Below are 13,061 nucleotides of genomic sequence, written 5' to 3'. Positions count from 1 at the left end.
TTCGGCTTAGACTAGTGGTTAAGCTGCATGAGAAAACTTTCTTAGCCTATCATCCAAATCTTATCTATCTCAATCTGCGAAAATGTCTAGTTCTCAGGACTTGAGCTTCCATCAACTTTTGCCCCTGACAATTTTTCAGCAATTAGGGCAACTTCTTCAACAGATGGCTCAAGAATTGGGAAATGAGGCTTTGATAGTTACAGAAGAAGCACTGGTTTCAACTCCCACACAACCTGAAGCAACAGATAAGTTTACATTAGTCGTGTCACAACAATTTAGCGCGTTGCTAGTAGCAGAAAGAACGCAGGAGACAGGAGATAGGAGACAGCAAGAAGAACTTACACTGAAAGGGTCAATAATTTTAAACTCAGTCAATTCAGAATTTGATACAGAAGCTTACGTTACACTGCAAGAGCGAAACTCCGAATTACTCAACGCCAAATTAACATTTGAGCCAGCAGCGATCGCCCAATTTTTGCAATACCTAAACGGCTGCTTAGAAGACAATTCTCTTGCCCGCGCTACTCTAGCTCGATACAGCCAAGTCATTCAACCCAACAACACTACCCTTCAAGGGAAATTTACGTTAATGTTGCTATCCGTGCTAGCCCCAAGCTCGCACCAAAATGACGCACAAGAGTCGATTTACCCTTTTGTTTCGGTCTGCCAACCTGTAGAAGAGGCTTTGCACCAACAAATTGCCCACGAGCGTTTGCTCAACCAAGTGACGACTCAGATCCGTCAAAGCTTGGAATTACCGATCATCATCTCAAATGTAGTAGAACGAGTACGAGAGTTTTTGCAAGTCGATCGCCTAGTAGTTTATCAATTCGAGCAACAAGAATCAGCGATCGGGGAGCAGTTACCAGTTATCAGGGAGCAGGGAATCTTCAATTCCGAATTCCGTCAGCCGAAGGCGAAGCGAAGCGTTATTCCGAATTCCGAATTCTCCACTCACGGCTGTGTCATCTACGAAGCCCGTGCTAGCGCGTCAATCGCTTCCGTACTCAATTATCGAGAAGAAAATTGCTTCGTTCCCGCTTCTGGGTGTTGGGAGAAATATCGCCAAGGTTTTACGCTGGCGATCGCAGATGTTGACAAAGCTTATGTTTTATCGTCTTGCTTGCTTGCCTTTTTGCAGAAAATTCAGGTACGAGCCAAGCTAATCGCTCCAATTGTATTTCAGCAACAACTTTGGGGTTTACTCATCGCACACCAATGCTACGAACCGCGCTCTTGGCAGGAAAATGAGAAAAATTTACTGCGGCGAATAGCGGAACAACTGGCGATTGCAATCTATCAAGAAGAGTTAATGCGATCGTTGAAGCTGGAAAAACAAACCCTAGAACAAAGAGTGATCGAGCGGACACAAGCATTGCATGATGCTCTACTTGCAGCTCAAGCAGCTAGCCGCGCTAAAAGTGAATTTCTGGCTACGATGAGCCATGAATTACGCACTCCCCTCACTAGTGTCATCGGGATGTCATCTACCTTACTACGTTGGCCCTTAGGAGAAATGAGTCAGCGCCAACGTCAGTTCCTGCAAACAATTCACGATAGTGGCGAACATCTTCTAGCACTCATCAACGACATTTTAGAACTGACGCAGTTCGAGTCAGGTAAGGCAGTTTTAAATTTAAGCGAATTTGCTCTAGCTCAACTAGCGGAAGCTAGCTTGCGATCGCTCAGCGATCGAGCAACGCGCCAAGCAGTTAATATCATGCTCGATCTCAAAATCTCTCCCGACTATCGGCTGTTTGCCGATCCCCAACGAGTTAGTCAAATCTTATGGAATCTACTCAGTAACGCAATTAAATTTACTCCCGAAGGAGGAGAGGCAATTTTAAGGATTTGGAGCGAAAACGACTTTGCCGTAATTCAAGTAGAAGATACGGGAATTGGCATTGCTGAAGAACATTTACCTCTGATTTTTGAAAAATTCCAACAACTCGATTCTCCTTACCAGCGTCATCACGATGGGACGGGACTGGGTTTAGCCTTAACCAAACAACTCGTCGAACTCCACCAAGGTCGGATTGAAGTTGAATCGACTTTAGGTAAGGGTTCTATTTTTACTGTTTGGTTGCCTAATAACAGGGAGCAGGGAGCAGGGAGCAGAGAGCAGGGAAAAGAGAGCTGAGGGAGCGCAAGGTTGCTGAGGGAGAGAATACTACAAACTCCACACCCCACACCCTATACCCTTGCTTCACGTACCACGCGCCACTAAATATAAGCAATCAGACGACCGCAAACGATCGCCACAGCCCAGAGCAAGAGGGAGAAGATCGCAATCGCTCTCACTCCGACTGGCGATCGAATACCTCGATTCCACCGCTGAATTGACCTGGAGTAGTATAGGTGAAACATAGCTGCATTAACACCAGCAAGGGCGATCGCTCCTAGTTTCACGCGAAAAGCAGGATTAGCCGCGATCGCTTCCGCGTCAGATGCAAATAAGAGGAAACCTGTCAAGAGGGCGGAGCCAAAACCGATGTAAGTCCAGGGTAAAAGATGCCCTGCCATGTCAGTCACTAGCAAATGGCGGGAAAAGCCTAGCAACCGCAGGTCGAACATGGCGATCGCTCCCACTAGAATGGCAAAACTGATAATATGCCCGATTTCGACTGCTGGATAGAGCCACGCCCACTGTCGCATTGCCGCAGACAAGGCACTCTCTTGCAGCCAAGTCAACCAGCTTTGATGCTCAAGCATACCGTTTAGCGCAGTGGTATGGTTTTGTCACCTACTGTAATTTGCTCTGCTCGCATCTCATTTTTTTCGCTACGGTGAGGATAGCCTACGACATTAACCGTTTCCCCAACTTGCAATTGTTTCGGTGGTAATCCTCGGTTTTGCAGTCGCGAGGGTGGAGCAAGGACGGCTTCCCATAACTGCTCTTTGGTTCGCAGTTGTAAGACAACATGTGGGTTATCGTAGCCTATTGCTTGAATTTTTCCTGACAGGTTGAGTGTTTTGCTGTTATCGTATTCGCTCCATCCGTGATGTGCCATTGCCGTGCTTGTCCAAGTAGCCATGAAGATTGCTACACAACAAGCCGTGATTATCATCCGCATCATTTTCGTTTTCAGCATTTCTCTAGCCTCCGACAAGCGTAAGGTACTAGCGGATAATTTTGCGATCGCATTAGGGTCTAGTATGACGAACAAATATGACATGGATGTGTCAGCTTCAATTCGCAATTTGCAATTGAATCAAATTGAATAATCAGTTAGACAAAAAATGTAACTTCTCTAAAACCATTAAGTGGTGAGCATCAACACCAACGGCTTTCAACCGCCAGCAGCATTTGAGTTGTTAACCTACTCCCTCAAATGGGAGTAGAGCAATAATATATTAATTTCGCTCTTCATCTTGAAGGTCATTCTCATCTATCTCAATCAGCTCATCAATTGCGGTGTCTAAAGAGAGTTGTTCCGTTTCTGTAGGTAATCTATACTTAGCTAGAAATTTCTGAAGCTTAGGGTATGGTATCCTTTTCAACTTGCCAAAGTTTGTATCTTCGTTAAAATCCTTACCTTCCGATTCTTTTCGACCGTATGCACTCATATCTAGAGGCAAACCTTTATTCACTTTCTCCTGTCCAATTTTACTTAAAATGGTTGGTGTTTCATAGTTTCCAAACCACCTGCCACCACCATCAGTCATGCGCCGATCGCGTGCTTCAACAAGCTCAATCATGGAGAATAATTCCAGGTCAATGATACGAGGAACTGTTGCATCTGGATTTAGATCGTCTACCTCTATTCGATAAGCTATTAGAAGCATTGCATCTAAGGCAGGGTCAACATTTTTTACAGTGACTTTTTGGGTAAGGCGAGCTGATGGTTCACGTGGTGTAGGTGGTTTTTTCATTTTAAGATCGGGATTGTCTACATAAAGCAGCTTTAGTTCTAGTCTCTTGCCAGACTCATGCTTGTAATCGGGATAACCCTCTCTGTCTCCCAAGATACCTTCATGCTTTTCAAGTCCAAGACCTTTTATATCAAGGTGAGGAATCAGTGCATCCATTAAAGCACCTACGATTGTGCCTATTTGAGATGGTTCAAATGCAGCAATTGCCACTACTGGCAAACTCAAACTCCGAAATCGTTGTCCTATCAAAGGCTTAAGTTGCTCTTTCAATTTAGCCAAATCCTCACTCGATATACGATTACTCACAACTATTCCTCTTCCTTCTGATTTTTCTTACTTATTTCGGAAGGGAGGACATCCTCTAAGCGAAGATCTAAGGCGGCGCACCACCTAGCTGCTTCAATCACGTCAATTCTTCTTTCACATGTTTCCACCTTTGAGATGAAGGTTTGATCCTTACCTAGCTTTTCTCCAAGTTGCTGCTGGGAGAGATTTTGCCTCTTACGTGCATTTCGAAGGCAAGCAATGAATTCAATATAAAGAGGATCGCGAGCGCTTGACATGAAACCAGAAATATGCGAATTCAGGGTATACGCGGAAAGTAGGGGATGTCATCTGCTTCTAACCTGAATCGTCTATTCATGTGACAAATACACCAAAACCGCATATTTACAGACTCATGTCCGACATCTTGACGGAGATATCATTTCAAGCCATACTCAGGATGACTTTAAGAAAGGTTATGGCTAAAAGACATCACAATCAAAAAGGAAATCTTCAATCATTATTCCTCCGTATAGAGGAACTTGTTCTTGCAAATTCTGGAGAAGACGAATTTGAAGAGGTTTTTAAGTTGCTTATAGCAAAACTATGGGACGAACGAAGCCAGCAATCAAAATTTCATCGTTACAGCACTGATGAAGCTACATTTGAAGCCATTACTAAACTCATGCAGCAAGCTGAGAAGGAATGGTCTGGAGTTCTTGATGAAGTTAAGTCTAAACTCACGCCTGAACATCTTTCCATATGTGTAGATGCTATTTCAAAGCACACCATTTCAAATGATAGTTTTGATGTTATTGATAGTTTTTTTGAATTTATAGTTTCCAAGTCTGCCAAAGGATCGAAAGGGCAATACTTTACCCCAAGACACGTAGTTGAACTATGTGTACGAATTTTGCAACCAGCTTCATATGAAACGGTTCTCGATCCAGCTTGTGGTTCAGGCGGATTCCTTCTTCATACACTAAGTTTTGTGAGAAAAAATGAGGGACTGGATAGTGTAGAAGAACTCCAGCGGTTTTGTAGTGAAAAATTATGGGGGTTTGATATTGATGCTAGAGCTACACGAGTTGCTAAGGCTTTAATGCTACTTGCAGGAGATGGAAGTAGTAACATTATTCGACTTAATAGTTTATTAAAATCTGATATGGTTGGATTATTTAATCATACAGACGAGCCAAATCTGACTATAGAAGATGTATGTCGCTGTCGAATGAAACGTCACAAAGGTTTTGATGTTATTCTTACAAATCCTCCTTTCGCTGGTGAAATTCGAGAAAAGCATTTTTTGAATTGTTATACTGTTGCAAACAAAAAGCATCGAGTTGAAAGAGATATATTATTTATTGAACGTTGTCTTGAACTTTTGAAACCTGGTGGACGTTTGGCTATAGTCTTGCCGCATAATAAATTCGCAGGTAATTCGTTTGAATTTTTACGAGAATGGATTTTAAAAAAAGCAAGAGTTCTTGCTGTTATAGGATTAGGAAGGCATACTTTTCTTCCTCATACCCATCAGAAAGCTAGTATCTTATTTCTTCAAAAAAATCGTCTTTCAACAAAGATTACAGTAGATTATAATATATTCTTTGCAATTAGTGAAAAGGATGGAAAAAACTCCAAAGGACAATTTATTTTACGTGAAACTTCTTCGGATATGGATAGTGTTTGGGATGCAGTAAATCATGATTTTTCAGAGATAGCTGAAAATTTTGCAAGATTCTTAATACAAGAAAATATTAAGTTTGGGGAAGAGAAATGGCTGTAATTTCAATTAAGTCAAGAGCGCGTCTTGCTTCACCAGTAATTCTTGCTCCAGAAAGATACGATCCGAGAAGAAAACTTGATACCAAGGGAGATGAGGTAATCGAGCTTGGTGAAATCGTTATTTCCGCTAGGAAAATGGTTCAGTCTTCTACTGACGTTGGACAATGCTTTGTACTTGATACATCCGATGTTCGAGAAGGTATTGTAATTGCTAGAAAGCAACCAGTAGTGACTACAGAAATTGGGAGTGCTAAGAAGGAAGTAATATCTGGAGACGTTATTATTTCTCGACTTAGACCCTACCTACGTCAAGTAGCATTTATTGATGAAGAGATACCTAACGTTCAAAATGCTCGAATTTTATGCTCTACCGAATTTTTTGTTTTACGTCCAATCGATGACCTCTCTATAGCATTTTTAGTACCATTCCTTCTCTCTAGAAAGATTCAGGAGGTGCTTAAAGTATCGCAAGAAGGTGGACATCACCCAAGATTCATTGAATCAGCTCTTTTAACACTTCCTATTCCCAAAAAGCTATTATCACAACGTGCAACAATTTCTGAAGTTGTCAAAAACGGCATTCAAATGTATCGAGCTTCGGAGAGAGCAATAGCAGATATGGTAGAAAAATCAGATGATGCTTTGTCTTATGAGTTTACTTAGAAAAATTCCAAGGTTCACAAACATCCAAACAGAAAAGCAGGCAGAACTCGAAGGTTTGGCAGACTAGCAGCACGTTGATAGAATGATCGATTATTAATTATGGATTATCTGAATTAATTACAAATTATCTGAAGGCGCGATCGCCTCATATAAGGCAGAATAATCTGTATCGGCTAAACCTCGATCGATCGCAATTTCTAGTATTTGCCGGACTCCTTCTAGATGGTTTACGTTAAGTCCTTGAGATCGCGCTTCAGAAATAAATAAATTGGTATCTTTGAGTAAATGCTTGGTAGGAAAATTGGGATTGTCGTAATTGCGATCGAGCATTCGCTGTAATTTTTTATCAAATGTGGGTGCGTAAAGAGCGCTTTGACGAAGAATTTGCATGAAAATCTCCACATCAATTCCCTGACGCTCGATTAAACTTAAACTCAAGGCGAAAGCACTGGTGAGAGAGGCTATGAGTTGATTGAGTGCTAGTTTCACAGCCGCTGCACTCCCAACCTCACCGATGTGCAATGGTTCGGAGCCAAAGTTTTGCAGCAAACTTAAGCATCTCTGAAACTGTGCTGGCGAACTCCCTACCATCACGATTAATTTTCCTGTTTGTGCTTCGGGAATACTCCCTAACACGGGTGCTTCGAGATAATCTCCCCCAGCCGCAGTAACTTGTTGCTGAATCTCTTTGCTATCGGTGGGGGTAATAGTTCCCATTTGAATGATGGTGCGTCCCTTTAAGTGTTGCTGCACTGTTGGAGATAGCAGGACATCTCGAATAGCATTAGCATCCGTCAACATCAAAATAATACACTCGCAGGCAGCTAACACCTCATCTGGACGAGTTGCGATCGCCACGCCAGCCGATTTGAGCGGAGCTAATTTTTCTGGGGTACGATTGTAGGCAACTAGCTCTATGTTGGCAGCTATCAACCTTTGTGCCATCGGCAATCCCATCAACCCAGTCCCGAGAAATCCTACCTTCACTACTTTCCCTCCCAATATAGGGATATTACATGTAGAGACGTTACATGTAACGTCTCTACATAATCTACAATCTCAAATCCTCAAGTCCTATCGCCAATAAGGACGACCTTTCCAAAATACCCCAATGACAATAGCGATCAACTGCATTTCGTTGTTGTATATACTGACTAATCTTTCGGGAATAGGTAGAAATGACCTGACTAACAAGCAGAGAGTCAAACACAACACCAAAGCCCACAGCACACCAGTGTTAACAGTTATGTTGGCGAAAAATTTTTCTAGTAGGTAAACTGCTAATGCTCCAACACCGACAACGCCAGCAAATTGTACTATTACACCTAAACTGCCACCATACATTAAGCCGACGATCCGTGCTAATGCTGGCGATAAGTCAGAGCCGACAATAAAGAAGAAATCTATAACGACAACAATCAGCGTTACAAGGATAGAAAGTAGGAATAGCGATCGCCACGGTAAAAATTTTAAGCGTTGGAGGGGATTTGACATAGTTCAGAGCCGTGATTGAGAGTACTTACAATTACCAATTACCAATTACCGATTAGAAACAAAGCGACGATACAAACGGTAGGACTTGCGGACAATATTTAAAATAAAATAAGGCATTCGCAGCCGTAGCGGGCAAAGAATCGGCAGATATAACCAGTAGTAAGCTTTCTTCAAATCCTGCCATGCCGAGCAAGCCTCTTCGTGCAAGAAGTCAGAAACATCGACTACAAATCCCCTGCCTTCCCACATCATAATATTCCGACCGTGGACATCGTGAGGATGCAGTTCGCGCTTGCGGGCGTAATCTAAAGCTGCGTCGATGTCTTTAATGACTTGCTTTGGAATTGCTATTCCTTGGTGCATACAGTCGTAAAGAGTCATGCCATACAACCGCTTCAGAATTAACCAGCCTTCCTCAGCATATAAACATTCCGAGAAAGCAGGATGGGAACCCAAACGGTGGTAAACTTCTAGTTCCTCCGTCCAACCTGGACGATGGGGCGCATAGACTTTCACGACTCGATCTGGCTGGCTGGGGTGATAGAATACTGCGGCATAATTCCCTGTTCCTAGTAATTGCCAAGGGGAAGGAACTTTGCTGACGACTACAGGGTTGTGGGGTTCGATGCTGTCAATCTGTAATCCAGGCAGTAATTCCCGCTCGATCAGCTCGATTAACCAATCCAGATGCGTTTGTTTCATATACAGTTTGCCAGGGATGGCAAGATTGCTCCCATGCTAACTTGGTGCAGTGCGAGTGTTCTTGTTCGATCGCTTGCCACTGCGATCGCAGTTTATTCATCGTTGGGTGGCAATGCGTCCAAAATACCATTTTGTATGACTAATCGAGGGTAAATGAAGAGAAAAAAAGTCATCCAGGTGAGTACGGGTATGGCAACGAGAATCGTCAGCCACCAAGTTTTGAGTAAAAACCAACTACCGCTAATGAGCGTTACACCTGTAAGGAAAATCGACCAAGGCTGGCACCACCAAGGCTTATAATTCCAAACACTGACGGGTTTGCGATCGGGGAGTTGATGCATGATATTAACTTCTGATGGTATTAACTGCTAATGATGAAACTTCTTGTACAGCATAGTAGTGACGGGTTTCCCCTCTCTAAGGTGGCGTTGGGCGATCGCCAAAACTTCATCAGCACGTACCCCGCAATACCAAACCTCTTCTGGCAAAACTAATACCATCGGTCCCATACCGCATTGTCCCAAACAACTACTACTCTTAATTTCCACGCCAGGAACTAACTGCGCTTGAAATGCTGCTAGCACCTTACGCGCACCTTGCTTGCGACAAGTACGGTTTTGACAAACTAAAACTCGCTGACGAAAATTCGCTCCATTCCCCATGAATTTATCTAAATACAACATGTAGGGGCGCAATATGTAGTAGGGGCGCACACCTGTGCGCCCCTACATGAAACCAATTATGATGAAATTTGCCTTCAGCTGCGCAAGAACCAAAATTTCAAATTCCTACAGATGCTTCACTTCCGATACTAACTTCGCTACGGCATCTTTAGCACTACCAAAGAACATCATGGTTTTGTCTTTGTAGAACAACTCGTTATCTACCCCTGCAAAACCCGTACTCATGCCTCGCTTAATCACGATTGTATGCTTTGCCCGATCGACTTCTAAAATCGGCATTCCATAAATCGGACTCGCGGTATCGTGCCGTGCGGCAGGATTGACAACATCGTTTGCACCAATTACCAAAGCCACATCAGTTTGATCGAACTGGGGGTTGATATCATCCATGTCGTACAACTGAGTGTACGGCACGTTTGCTTCTGCTAACAACACGTTCATGTGTCCCGGCATCCGTCCCGCTACAGGATGAATGGCATATTTAACTTCTACACCCAATCTGTCTAACTGATCCGCAAGCTCCCGAACGGTGTGCTGTGCTTGAGCTACTGCCATCCCATAACCAGGAACGATCACTACAGAACGAGCATAACCCAACATCATTGCGGCTTCTTCAGCATCTACAGAACGGGTAGCTTGATCGCCTGCGGCAGCACCACCAACACCACTAGCCGAGCCACCGCCACCAAAAGCACCAAATAAGACGCTAATCAGGGAGCGGTTCATCGCTTTACACATGATCTCCGTCAGGATCAATCCCGAAGCGCCTACCAATGCACCAGAGATGATCAGCACGTTGTTCATCACCACGAAACCAGCCGCACCCGCCGCTAAACCAGAAAAGGAGTTCAACAGCGAAATCACGACAGGCATATCGCCTCCACCGATGGGGATGACAAACATCACCCCTAGAACCAGGGAAACAGCGACTAATCCCAAAAATATAGGGAGATTGGTGGGATCGACCAACAAAAAGCCGCTACCCGCAATGTAGCTAACGAGCAGCAGCGCGTTGATTGGTTGCTGCAACGGAAACGTAATTGGCGAACCGCCGATCAGTCCTTGCAGTTTGGCAAAAGCCAGCATACTACCCGTAAAGGTGATGCCACCAATAAAGACATCGAGCAGCATGGAGATATTAGCATCGAGCGATACTGGTTCGGCAGTTCCCAACAGTCGCCAAAACTCGGCGACAGCCACTAAAGCAGAAGCAGCACCACCCAAACCATTGAGCAAGCCTACCATTTGAGGCATTTCAGTCATTTGGACTTTGTAAGCCCCGATCGCACCTATTGCCGAACCGATCGCTAAAGCTACTACAATCATTTGATAGTTCAACACCTGCCGATCGAGCAGCGTTGCCACGATCGCCAGTAGCATCCCGACTGCGGCTAACAAATTACCGTTACGCGCTGTTGCAGGCGAACTCAGTTTTTTCAAACCAATAATAAATAAAGAGGCAGCGACTAAATAAGTCAGCTGAATCCCAGTTGGCAGAAAATCGCTCACGCTTTTACCTCTTTTTTCTTAAACATTTGCAACATGCGATCGGTGACTAAAAAACCACCGACAACGTTAATCATGGCTAGAATCACGGCAATCAAGCCTAAAATTACTGATAAATTTGATTCCTTGGGACCAGAAACCAGCAAAGCACCGATAACTGCAATTCCTGAAATTGCATTAGAACCAGACATTAAAGGTGTATGCAGCGTTGGCGGGACTTTATTAATCACCTCAAATCCCGCAAACGATGCCAAAACAAACACGAATAAAGCTGCTATTAGTGTTTCTGTCATGAATTAAATCTCCTTGTGGTCATTCGTCATCGGTCATTTGTCAGTAGCTAGTTTTCACTTACGACTTAGGACTTACGACTTATCCATTACCAATTCCCACTAGTGTTGCCAAGGCTTCCTTTACCCGTGAATTGCGAATTTCTCCAGCGTGGGTAATACAGGCTGCTTCGATAATGTCATCTTCAAAATTGAGCTGAAGGCTTTTATCTTCCTTGTTAATCATCAACTGCACCAGTGACAGCAGGTTTTTGGCATACAACTGGCTGGCGTGGATGGGTACGGATGAGGGGAGATCGATCGTGCCAATGATGGTGACACCATTGCGCTGTACGTCTTTTCCTGGCTCCGTGCAAGCACAGTTACCACCTTGTTCTGCGGCTAAATCGACAACTACCGAACCTGGCTTCATCTGCGCTACCATTTCTTCTGTCACGAGGATCGGTGCTTTTCTACCAGGGACTTGTGCGGTGGTAATAACTACATCTGATAGCTTGACGTGTTCCGCGATCGCTTCCTGAGTGCGCTGTTTTGCTATTTCCGAAACTTCCTTTGCATAGCCGCCAGCAGCTACAGTTTCTTCTTCTAACTGCACTTCAACAAACTTGGCTCCCAAGCTTTGGACTTCTTCTTTCACCGCCGGACGAATATCAAAAGCTTCTACAACTGCTCCCAGTCGTCTTGCAGTGGCGATCGCCTGTAATCCTGCTACTCCCGCACCAATTATGAATACTTTGGCTGGGGCGATTGTCCCCGCCGCTGTTGTTAACATGGGAAAGTACTTGGGTAAAGCTGCCGCTCCAATTAGCACTGCTTTGTAACCCGCGATTGAGGCTTGAGAAGACAAAGCATCCATGCTCTGCGCTCTTGTCGTGCGGGGGATCATCTCCATGCTAAAGGCTGAAATTCGCCGTTCTGCTAGCCGCTTGGCGATCGCAGGTTCTCCCAAGGGATTGAGGAAACTAATGAGGACAGCTCCTTCCCGCAACATTTCCACTTCCGAGCGTCCATCTTCGCGTTCTTGAGGGACTCCTACTTTCAGCAGCACGTCTGCTTCCCACCACAGATATCCCGGATCGCTAACGATTTTGGCTCCTGCGGCTTTGTAGGCTGCATCCGAGAAGAAAGCGCGTTCGCCAGCTCCCGCTTCTACCCACACCTCTACACCTTGTTTTACCAATCGGGCAACGACATCTGGTACTAGAGCGACCCGACGCTCTCCAACTTCGATTTCTTTTGCCACCGCTATTTTCATGACTTCTCCGTTAACACAACAGCTAAATTCTTCCTCTCATGCGATCGCAAATCTTTGCTTTATGGGCAGTTTTCTCGCGATCGAGTAATACTTAATCTCCCTACTCCTCTTTTACCAATTGCAATCTATTTTTGGCATCATAAACAATGCAAAAATTGCAGATCTTGCGATCGATCCTCACATTTTTTCGATCTTATGTTGCGCTTCAAAGCTTAGATCTGTCTCTTTAACTTCTTTTATGAATTGCCAGCCGGAGGTGAATGACTACTCGTGCTGACAAGCCTGCTGTCATCTTTTTTCTTCAGCATTTGCGATTGTTTGCCAAAACTGTAATTGTAATAACAACTGATTTAGTCTATATTTTGTTCGGGATTTGCCCAGAACTAAGATAAAGCTATTAAATAAAACTTGCTCAAAAGGTATCTTGATGACTGTAGCGTAGACAACTATCAATTGTGTGACTCAACAACTCAATTTTTATAACAAAAAGTTTATATTTCGTAATTTGTAATTTGTAATTCGTAATTGAGCGAGCAGTTATCAGTG

16 protein-coding genes are annotated in these 13,061 nt (G+C 44.0%); 4 read left to right on the top strand and 12 right to left on the bottom strand.

Annotated features, from left to right (window positions below; all coding sequences use genetic code 11):
• Positions 1-82: 82 nt before the first annotated feature.
• Complete coding sequence (locus H6G17_RS13800) at positions 83-2,140, top strand: GAF domain-containing sensor histidine kinase (RefSeq protein WP_192157996.1); 2,058 nt, start codon at positions 83-85, stop codon at positions 2,138-2,140.
• An 83-nt stretch (positions 2,141-2,223) separates the two neighbouring features.
• Here the strand turns inward: H6G17_RS13800 and H6G17_RS13795 are convergent, their stop codons facing one another.
• Positions 2,224-2,712 (bottom strand): hypothetical protein, encoded by a 489-nt coding sequence (locus H6G17_RS13795; RefSeq protein ID WP_192157994.1) that lies wholly within the window; start codon positions 2,710-2,712, stop codon positions 2,224-2,226.
• A 5-nt stretch (positions 2,713-2,717) separates the two neighbouring features.
• The gene (locus tag H6G17_RS13790; RefSeq protein ID WP_242038377.1) at positions 2,718-3,035 is read right to left on the bottom strand and encodes a DUF6152 family protein; all 318 of its coding nucleotides are present in this window, start codon (positions 3,033-3,035) and stop codon (positions 2,718-2,720) included.
• Here H6G17_RS13790 and H6G17_RS13785 point away from each other — a divergent pair.
• Entirely contained in the window at positions 3,034-3,225 is a 192-nt protein-coding gene (locus H6G17_RS13785) for a hypothetical protein (RefSeq protein ID WP_192158138.1), read from the top strand. The genes H6G17_RS13790 and H6G17_RS13785 overlap by 2 nt on opposite strands.
• Before the next feature lie 129 nt (positions 3,226-3,354).
• On the opposite strand, the gene H6G17_RS13780 is transcribed toward H6G17_RS13785, so the two are convergent.
• Positions 3,355-4,179: a hypothetical protein gene (locus tag H6G17_RS13780; protein ID WP_192157992.1), complete on the bottom strand. Its 825-nt coding sequence runs from the start codon at positions 4,177-4,179 to the stop codon at positions 3,355-3,357.
• A 2-nt stretch (positions 4,180-4,181) separates the two neighbouring features.
• Positions 4,182-4,436: a helix-turn-helix transcriptional regulator gene (locus H6G17_RS13775; RefSeq protein ID WP_192157990.1), complete on the bottom strand. Its 255-nt coding sequence runs from the start codon at positions 4,434-4,436 to the stop codon at positions 4,182-4,184.
• A gap of 179 nt (positions 4,437-4,615) precedes the next feature.
• Here H6G17_RS13775 and H6G17_RS13770 point away from each other — a divergent pair, with 179 nt between their 5' ends.
• Complete coding sequence (locus H6G17_RS13770; RefSeq protein WP_192157988.1) at positions 4,616-5,923, top strand: N-6 DNA methylase; 1,308 nt, start codon at positions 4,616-4,618, stop codon at positions 5,921-5,923.
• A complete protein-coding gene (locus H6G17_RS13765; protein WP_192157986.1) occupies positions 5,914-6,585 on the top strand; it encodes a hypothetical protein in 672 nt (223 codons plus the stop codon). The genes H6G17_RS13770 and H6G17_RS13765 overlap by 10 nt, the downstream gene beginning before the upstream one ends.
• Positions 6,586-6,702: 117 nt before the next feature.
• On the opposite strand, the gene H6G17_RS13760 is transcribed toward H6G17_RS13765, so the two are convergent.
• From H6G17_RS13760 to H6G17_RS13725, 8 genes are all read right to left on the bottom strand, one after another.
• Positions 6,703-7,572 (bottom strand): NAD(P)-binding domain-containing protein, encoded by an 870-nt coding sequence (locus H6G17_RS13760; RefSeq protein ID WP_192157984.1) that lies wholly within the window; start codon positions 7,570-7,572, stop codon positions 6,703-6,705.
• 87 nt (positions 7,573-7,659) lie between these two features.
• A complete protein-coding gene (locus H6G17_RS13755; protein WP_192157982.1) occupies positions 7,660-8,079 on the bottom strand; it encodes a peptide chain release factor 1 in 420 nt (139 codons plus the stop codon).
• Between the two features lie 45 nt (positions 8,080-8,124).
• Positions 8,125-8,781: a serine/threonine protein kinase gene (locus H6G17_RS13750; protein ID WP_192157980.1), complete on the bottom strand. Its 657-nt coding sequence runs from the start codon at positions 8,779-8,781 to the stop codon at positions 8,125-8,127.
• A 92-nt stretch (positions 8,782-8,873) separates the two neighbouring features.
• The gene (locus H6G17_RS13745) at positions 8,874-9,122 is read right to left on the bottom strand and encodes a DUF6737 family protein (RefSeq protein WP_106547021.1); all 249 of its coding nucleotides are present in this window, start codon (positions 9,120-9,122) and stop codon (positions 8,874-8,876) included.
• Positions 9,123-9,149: 27 nt separating this feature from the next.
• Entirely contained in the window at positions 9,150-9,443 is a 294-nt protein-coding gene (locus tag H6G17_RS13740) for a (2Fe-2S) ferredoxin domain-containing protein (protein WP_192158125.1), read from the bottom strand.
• Between the two features lie 126 nt (positions 9,444-9,569).
• On the bottom strand, positions 9,570-10,973 hold the full coding sequence (locus H6G17_RS13735) for an NAD(P)(+) transhydrogenase (Re/Si-specific) subunit beta (RefSeq protein ID WP_192157978.1): 1,404 nt from the start codon (positions 10,971-10,973) through the stop codon (positions 9,570-9,572).
• Positions 10,970-11,263 (bottom strand): NAD(P) transhydrogenase subunit alpha, encoded by a 294-nt coding sequence (locus tag H6G17_RS13730; protein WP_192157976.1) that lies wholly within the window; start codon positions 11,261-11,263, stop codon positions 10,970-10,972. The genes H6G17_RS13735 and H6G17_RS13730 overlap by 4 nt, the downstream gene beginning before the upstream one ends.
• Positions 11,264-11,342: 79 nt before the next feature.
• Positions 11,343-12,515 (bottom strand): Re/Si-specific NAD(P)(+) transhydrogenase subunit alpha, encoded by a 1,173-nt coding sequence (locus H6G17_RS13725; protein ID WP_192157973.1) that lies wholly within the window; start codon positions 12,513-12,515, stop codon positions 11,343-11,345.
• Positions 12,516-13,061 lie beyond the last annotated feature (546 nt).

Origin of the sequence: Chroococcidiopsis sp. [FACHB-1243], from assembly GCF_014696895.1 — a bacterium.
In the GTDB taxonomy this organism is placed as follows: Bacteria; Cyanobacteriota; Cyanobacteriia; order Cyanobacteriales; family Chroococcidiopsidaceae; genus Chroococcidiopsis.
The sequence above is the reverse complement of the archived record's forward strand: the minus strand, read 5'-3'. Positions and strand labels throughout refer to the sequence as shown.

What these genes read in the sequence shown, in the direction of transcription:
- H6G17_RS13725 (WP_192157973.1), bottom strand. Translation starts at nt 12,515, where the DNA reads ATGAAAATAGCGGTGGCAAAAGAAATCGAAGTTGGAGAGCGTCGGGTC.
- H6G17_RS13745 (WP_106547021.1), bottom strand. Translation starts at nt 9,122, where the DNA reads ATGCATCAACTCCCCGATCGCAAACCCGTCAGTGTTTGGAATTATAAG.
- H6G17_RS13800 (WP_192157996.1), top strand. Translation starts at nt 83, where the DNA reads ATGTCTAGTTCTCAGGACTTGAGCTTCCATCAACTTTTGCCCCTGACA.
- H6G17_RS13770 (WP_192157988.1), top strand. Translation starts at nt 4,616, where the DNA reads ATGGCTAAAAGACATCACAATCAAAAAGGAAATCTTCAATCATTATTC.
- H6G17_RS13785 (WP_192158138.1), top strand. Translation starts at nt 3,034, where the DNA reads ATGAAGATTGCTACACAACAAGCCGTGATTATCATCCGCATCATTTTC.
- H6G17_RS13740 (WP_192158125.1), bottom strand. Translation starts at nt 9,443, where the DNA reads ATGGGGAATGGAGCGAATTTTCGTCAGCGAGTTTTAGTTTGTCAAAAC.
- H6G17_RS13750 (WP_192157980.1), bottom strand. Translation starts at nt 8,781, where the DNA reads ATGAAACAAACGCATCTGGATTGGTTAATCGAGCTGATCGAGCGGGAA.
- H6G17_RS13775 (WP_192157990.1), bottom strand. Translation starts at nt 4,436, where the DNA reads ATGTCAAGCGCTCGCGATCCTCTTTATATTGAATTCATTGCTTGCCTT.
- H6G17_RS13795 (WP_192157994.1), bottom strand. Translation starts at nt 2,712, where the DNA reads ATGCTTGAGCATCAAAGCTGGTTGACTTGGCTGCAAGAGAGTGCCTTG.
- H6G17_RS13730 (WP_192157976.1), bottom strand. Translation starts at nt 11,263, where the DNA reads ATGACAGAAACACTAATAGCAGCTTTATTCGTGTTTGTTTTGGCATCG.
- H6G17_RS13790 (WP_242038377.1), bottom strand. Translation starts at nt 3,035, where the DNA reads ATGGCTACTTGGACAAGCACGGCAATGGCACATCACGGATGGAGCGAA.
- H6G17_RS13765 (WP_192157986.1), top strand. Translation starts at nt 5,914, where the DNA reads ATGGCTGTAATTTCAATTAAGTCAAGAGCGCGTCTTGCTTCACCAGTA.
- H6G17_RS13755 (WP_192157982.1), bottom strand. Translation starts at nt 8,079, where the DNA reads ATGTCAAATCCCCTCCAACGCTTAAAATTTTTACCGTGGCGATCGCTA.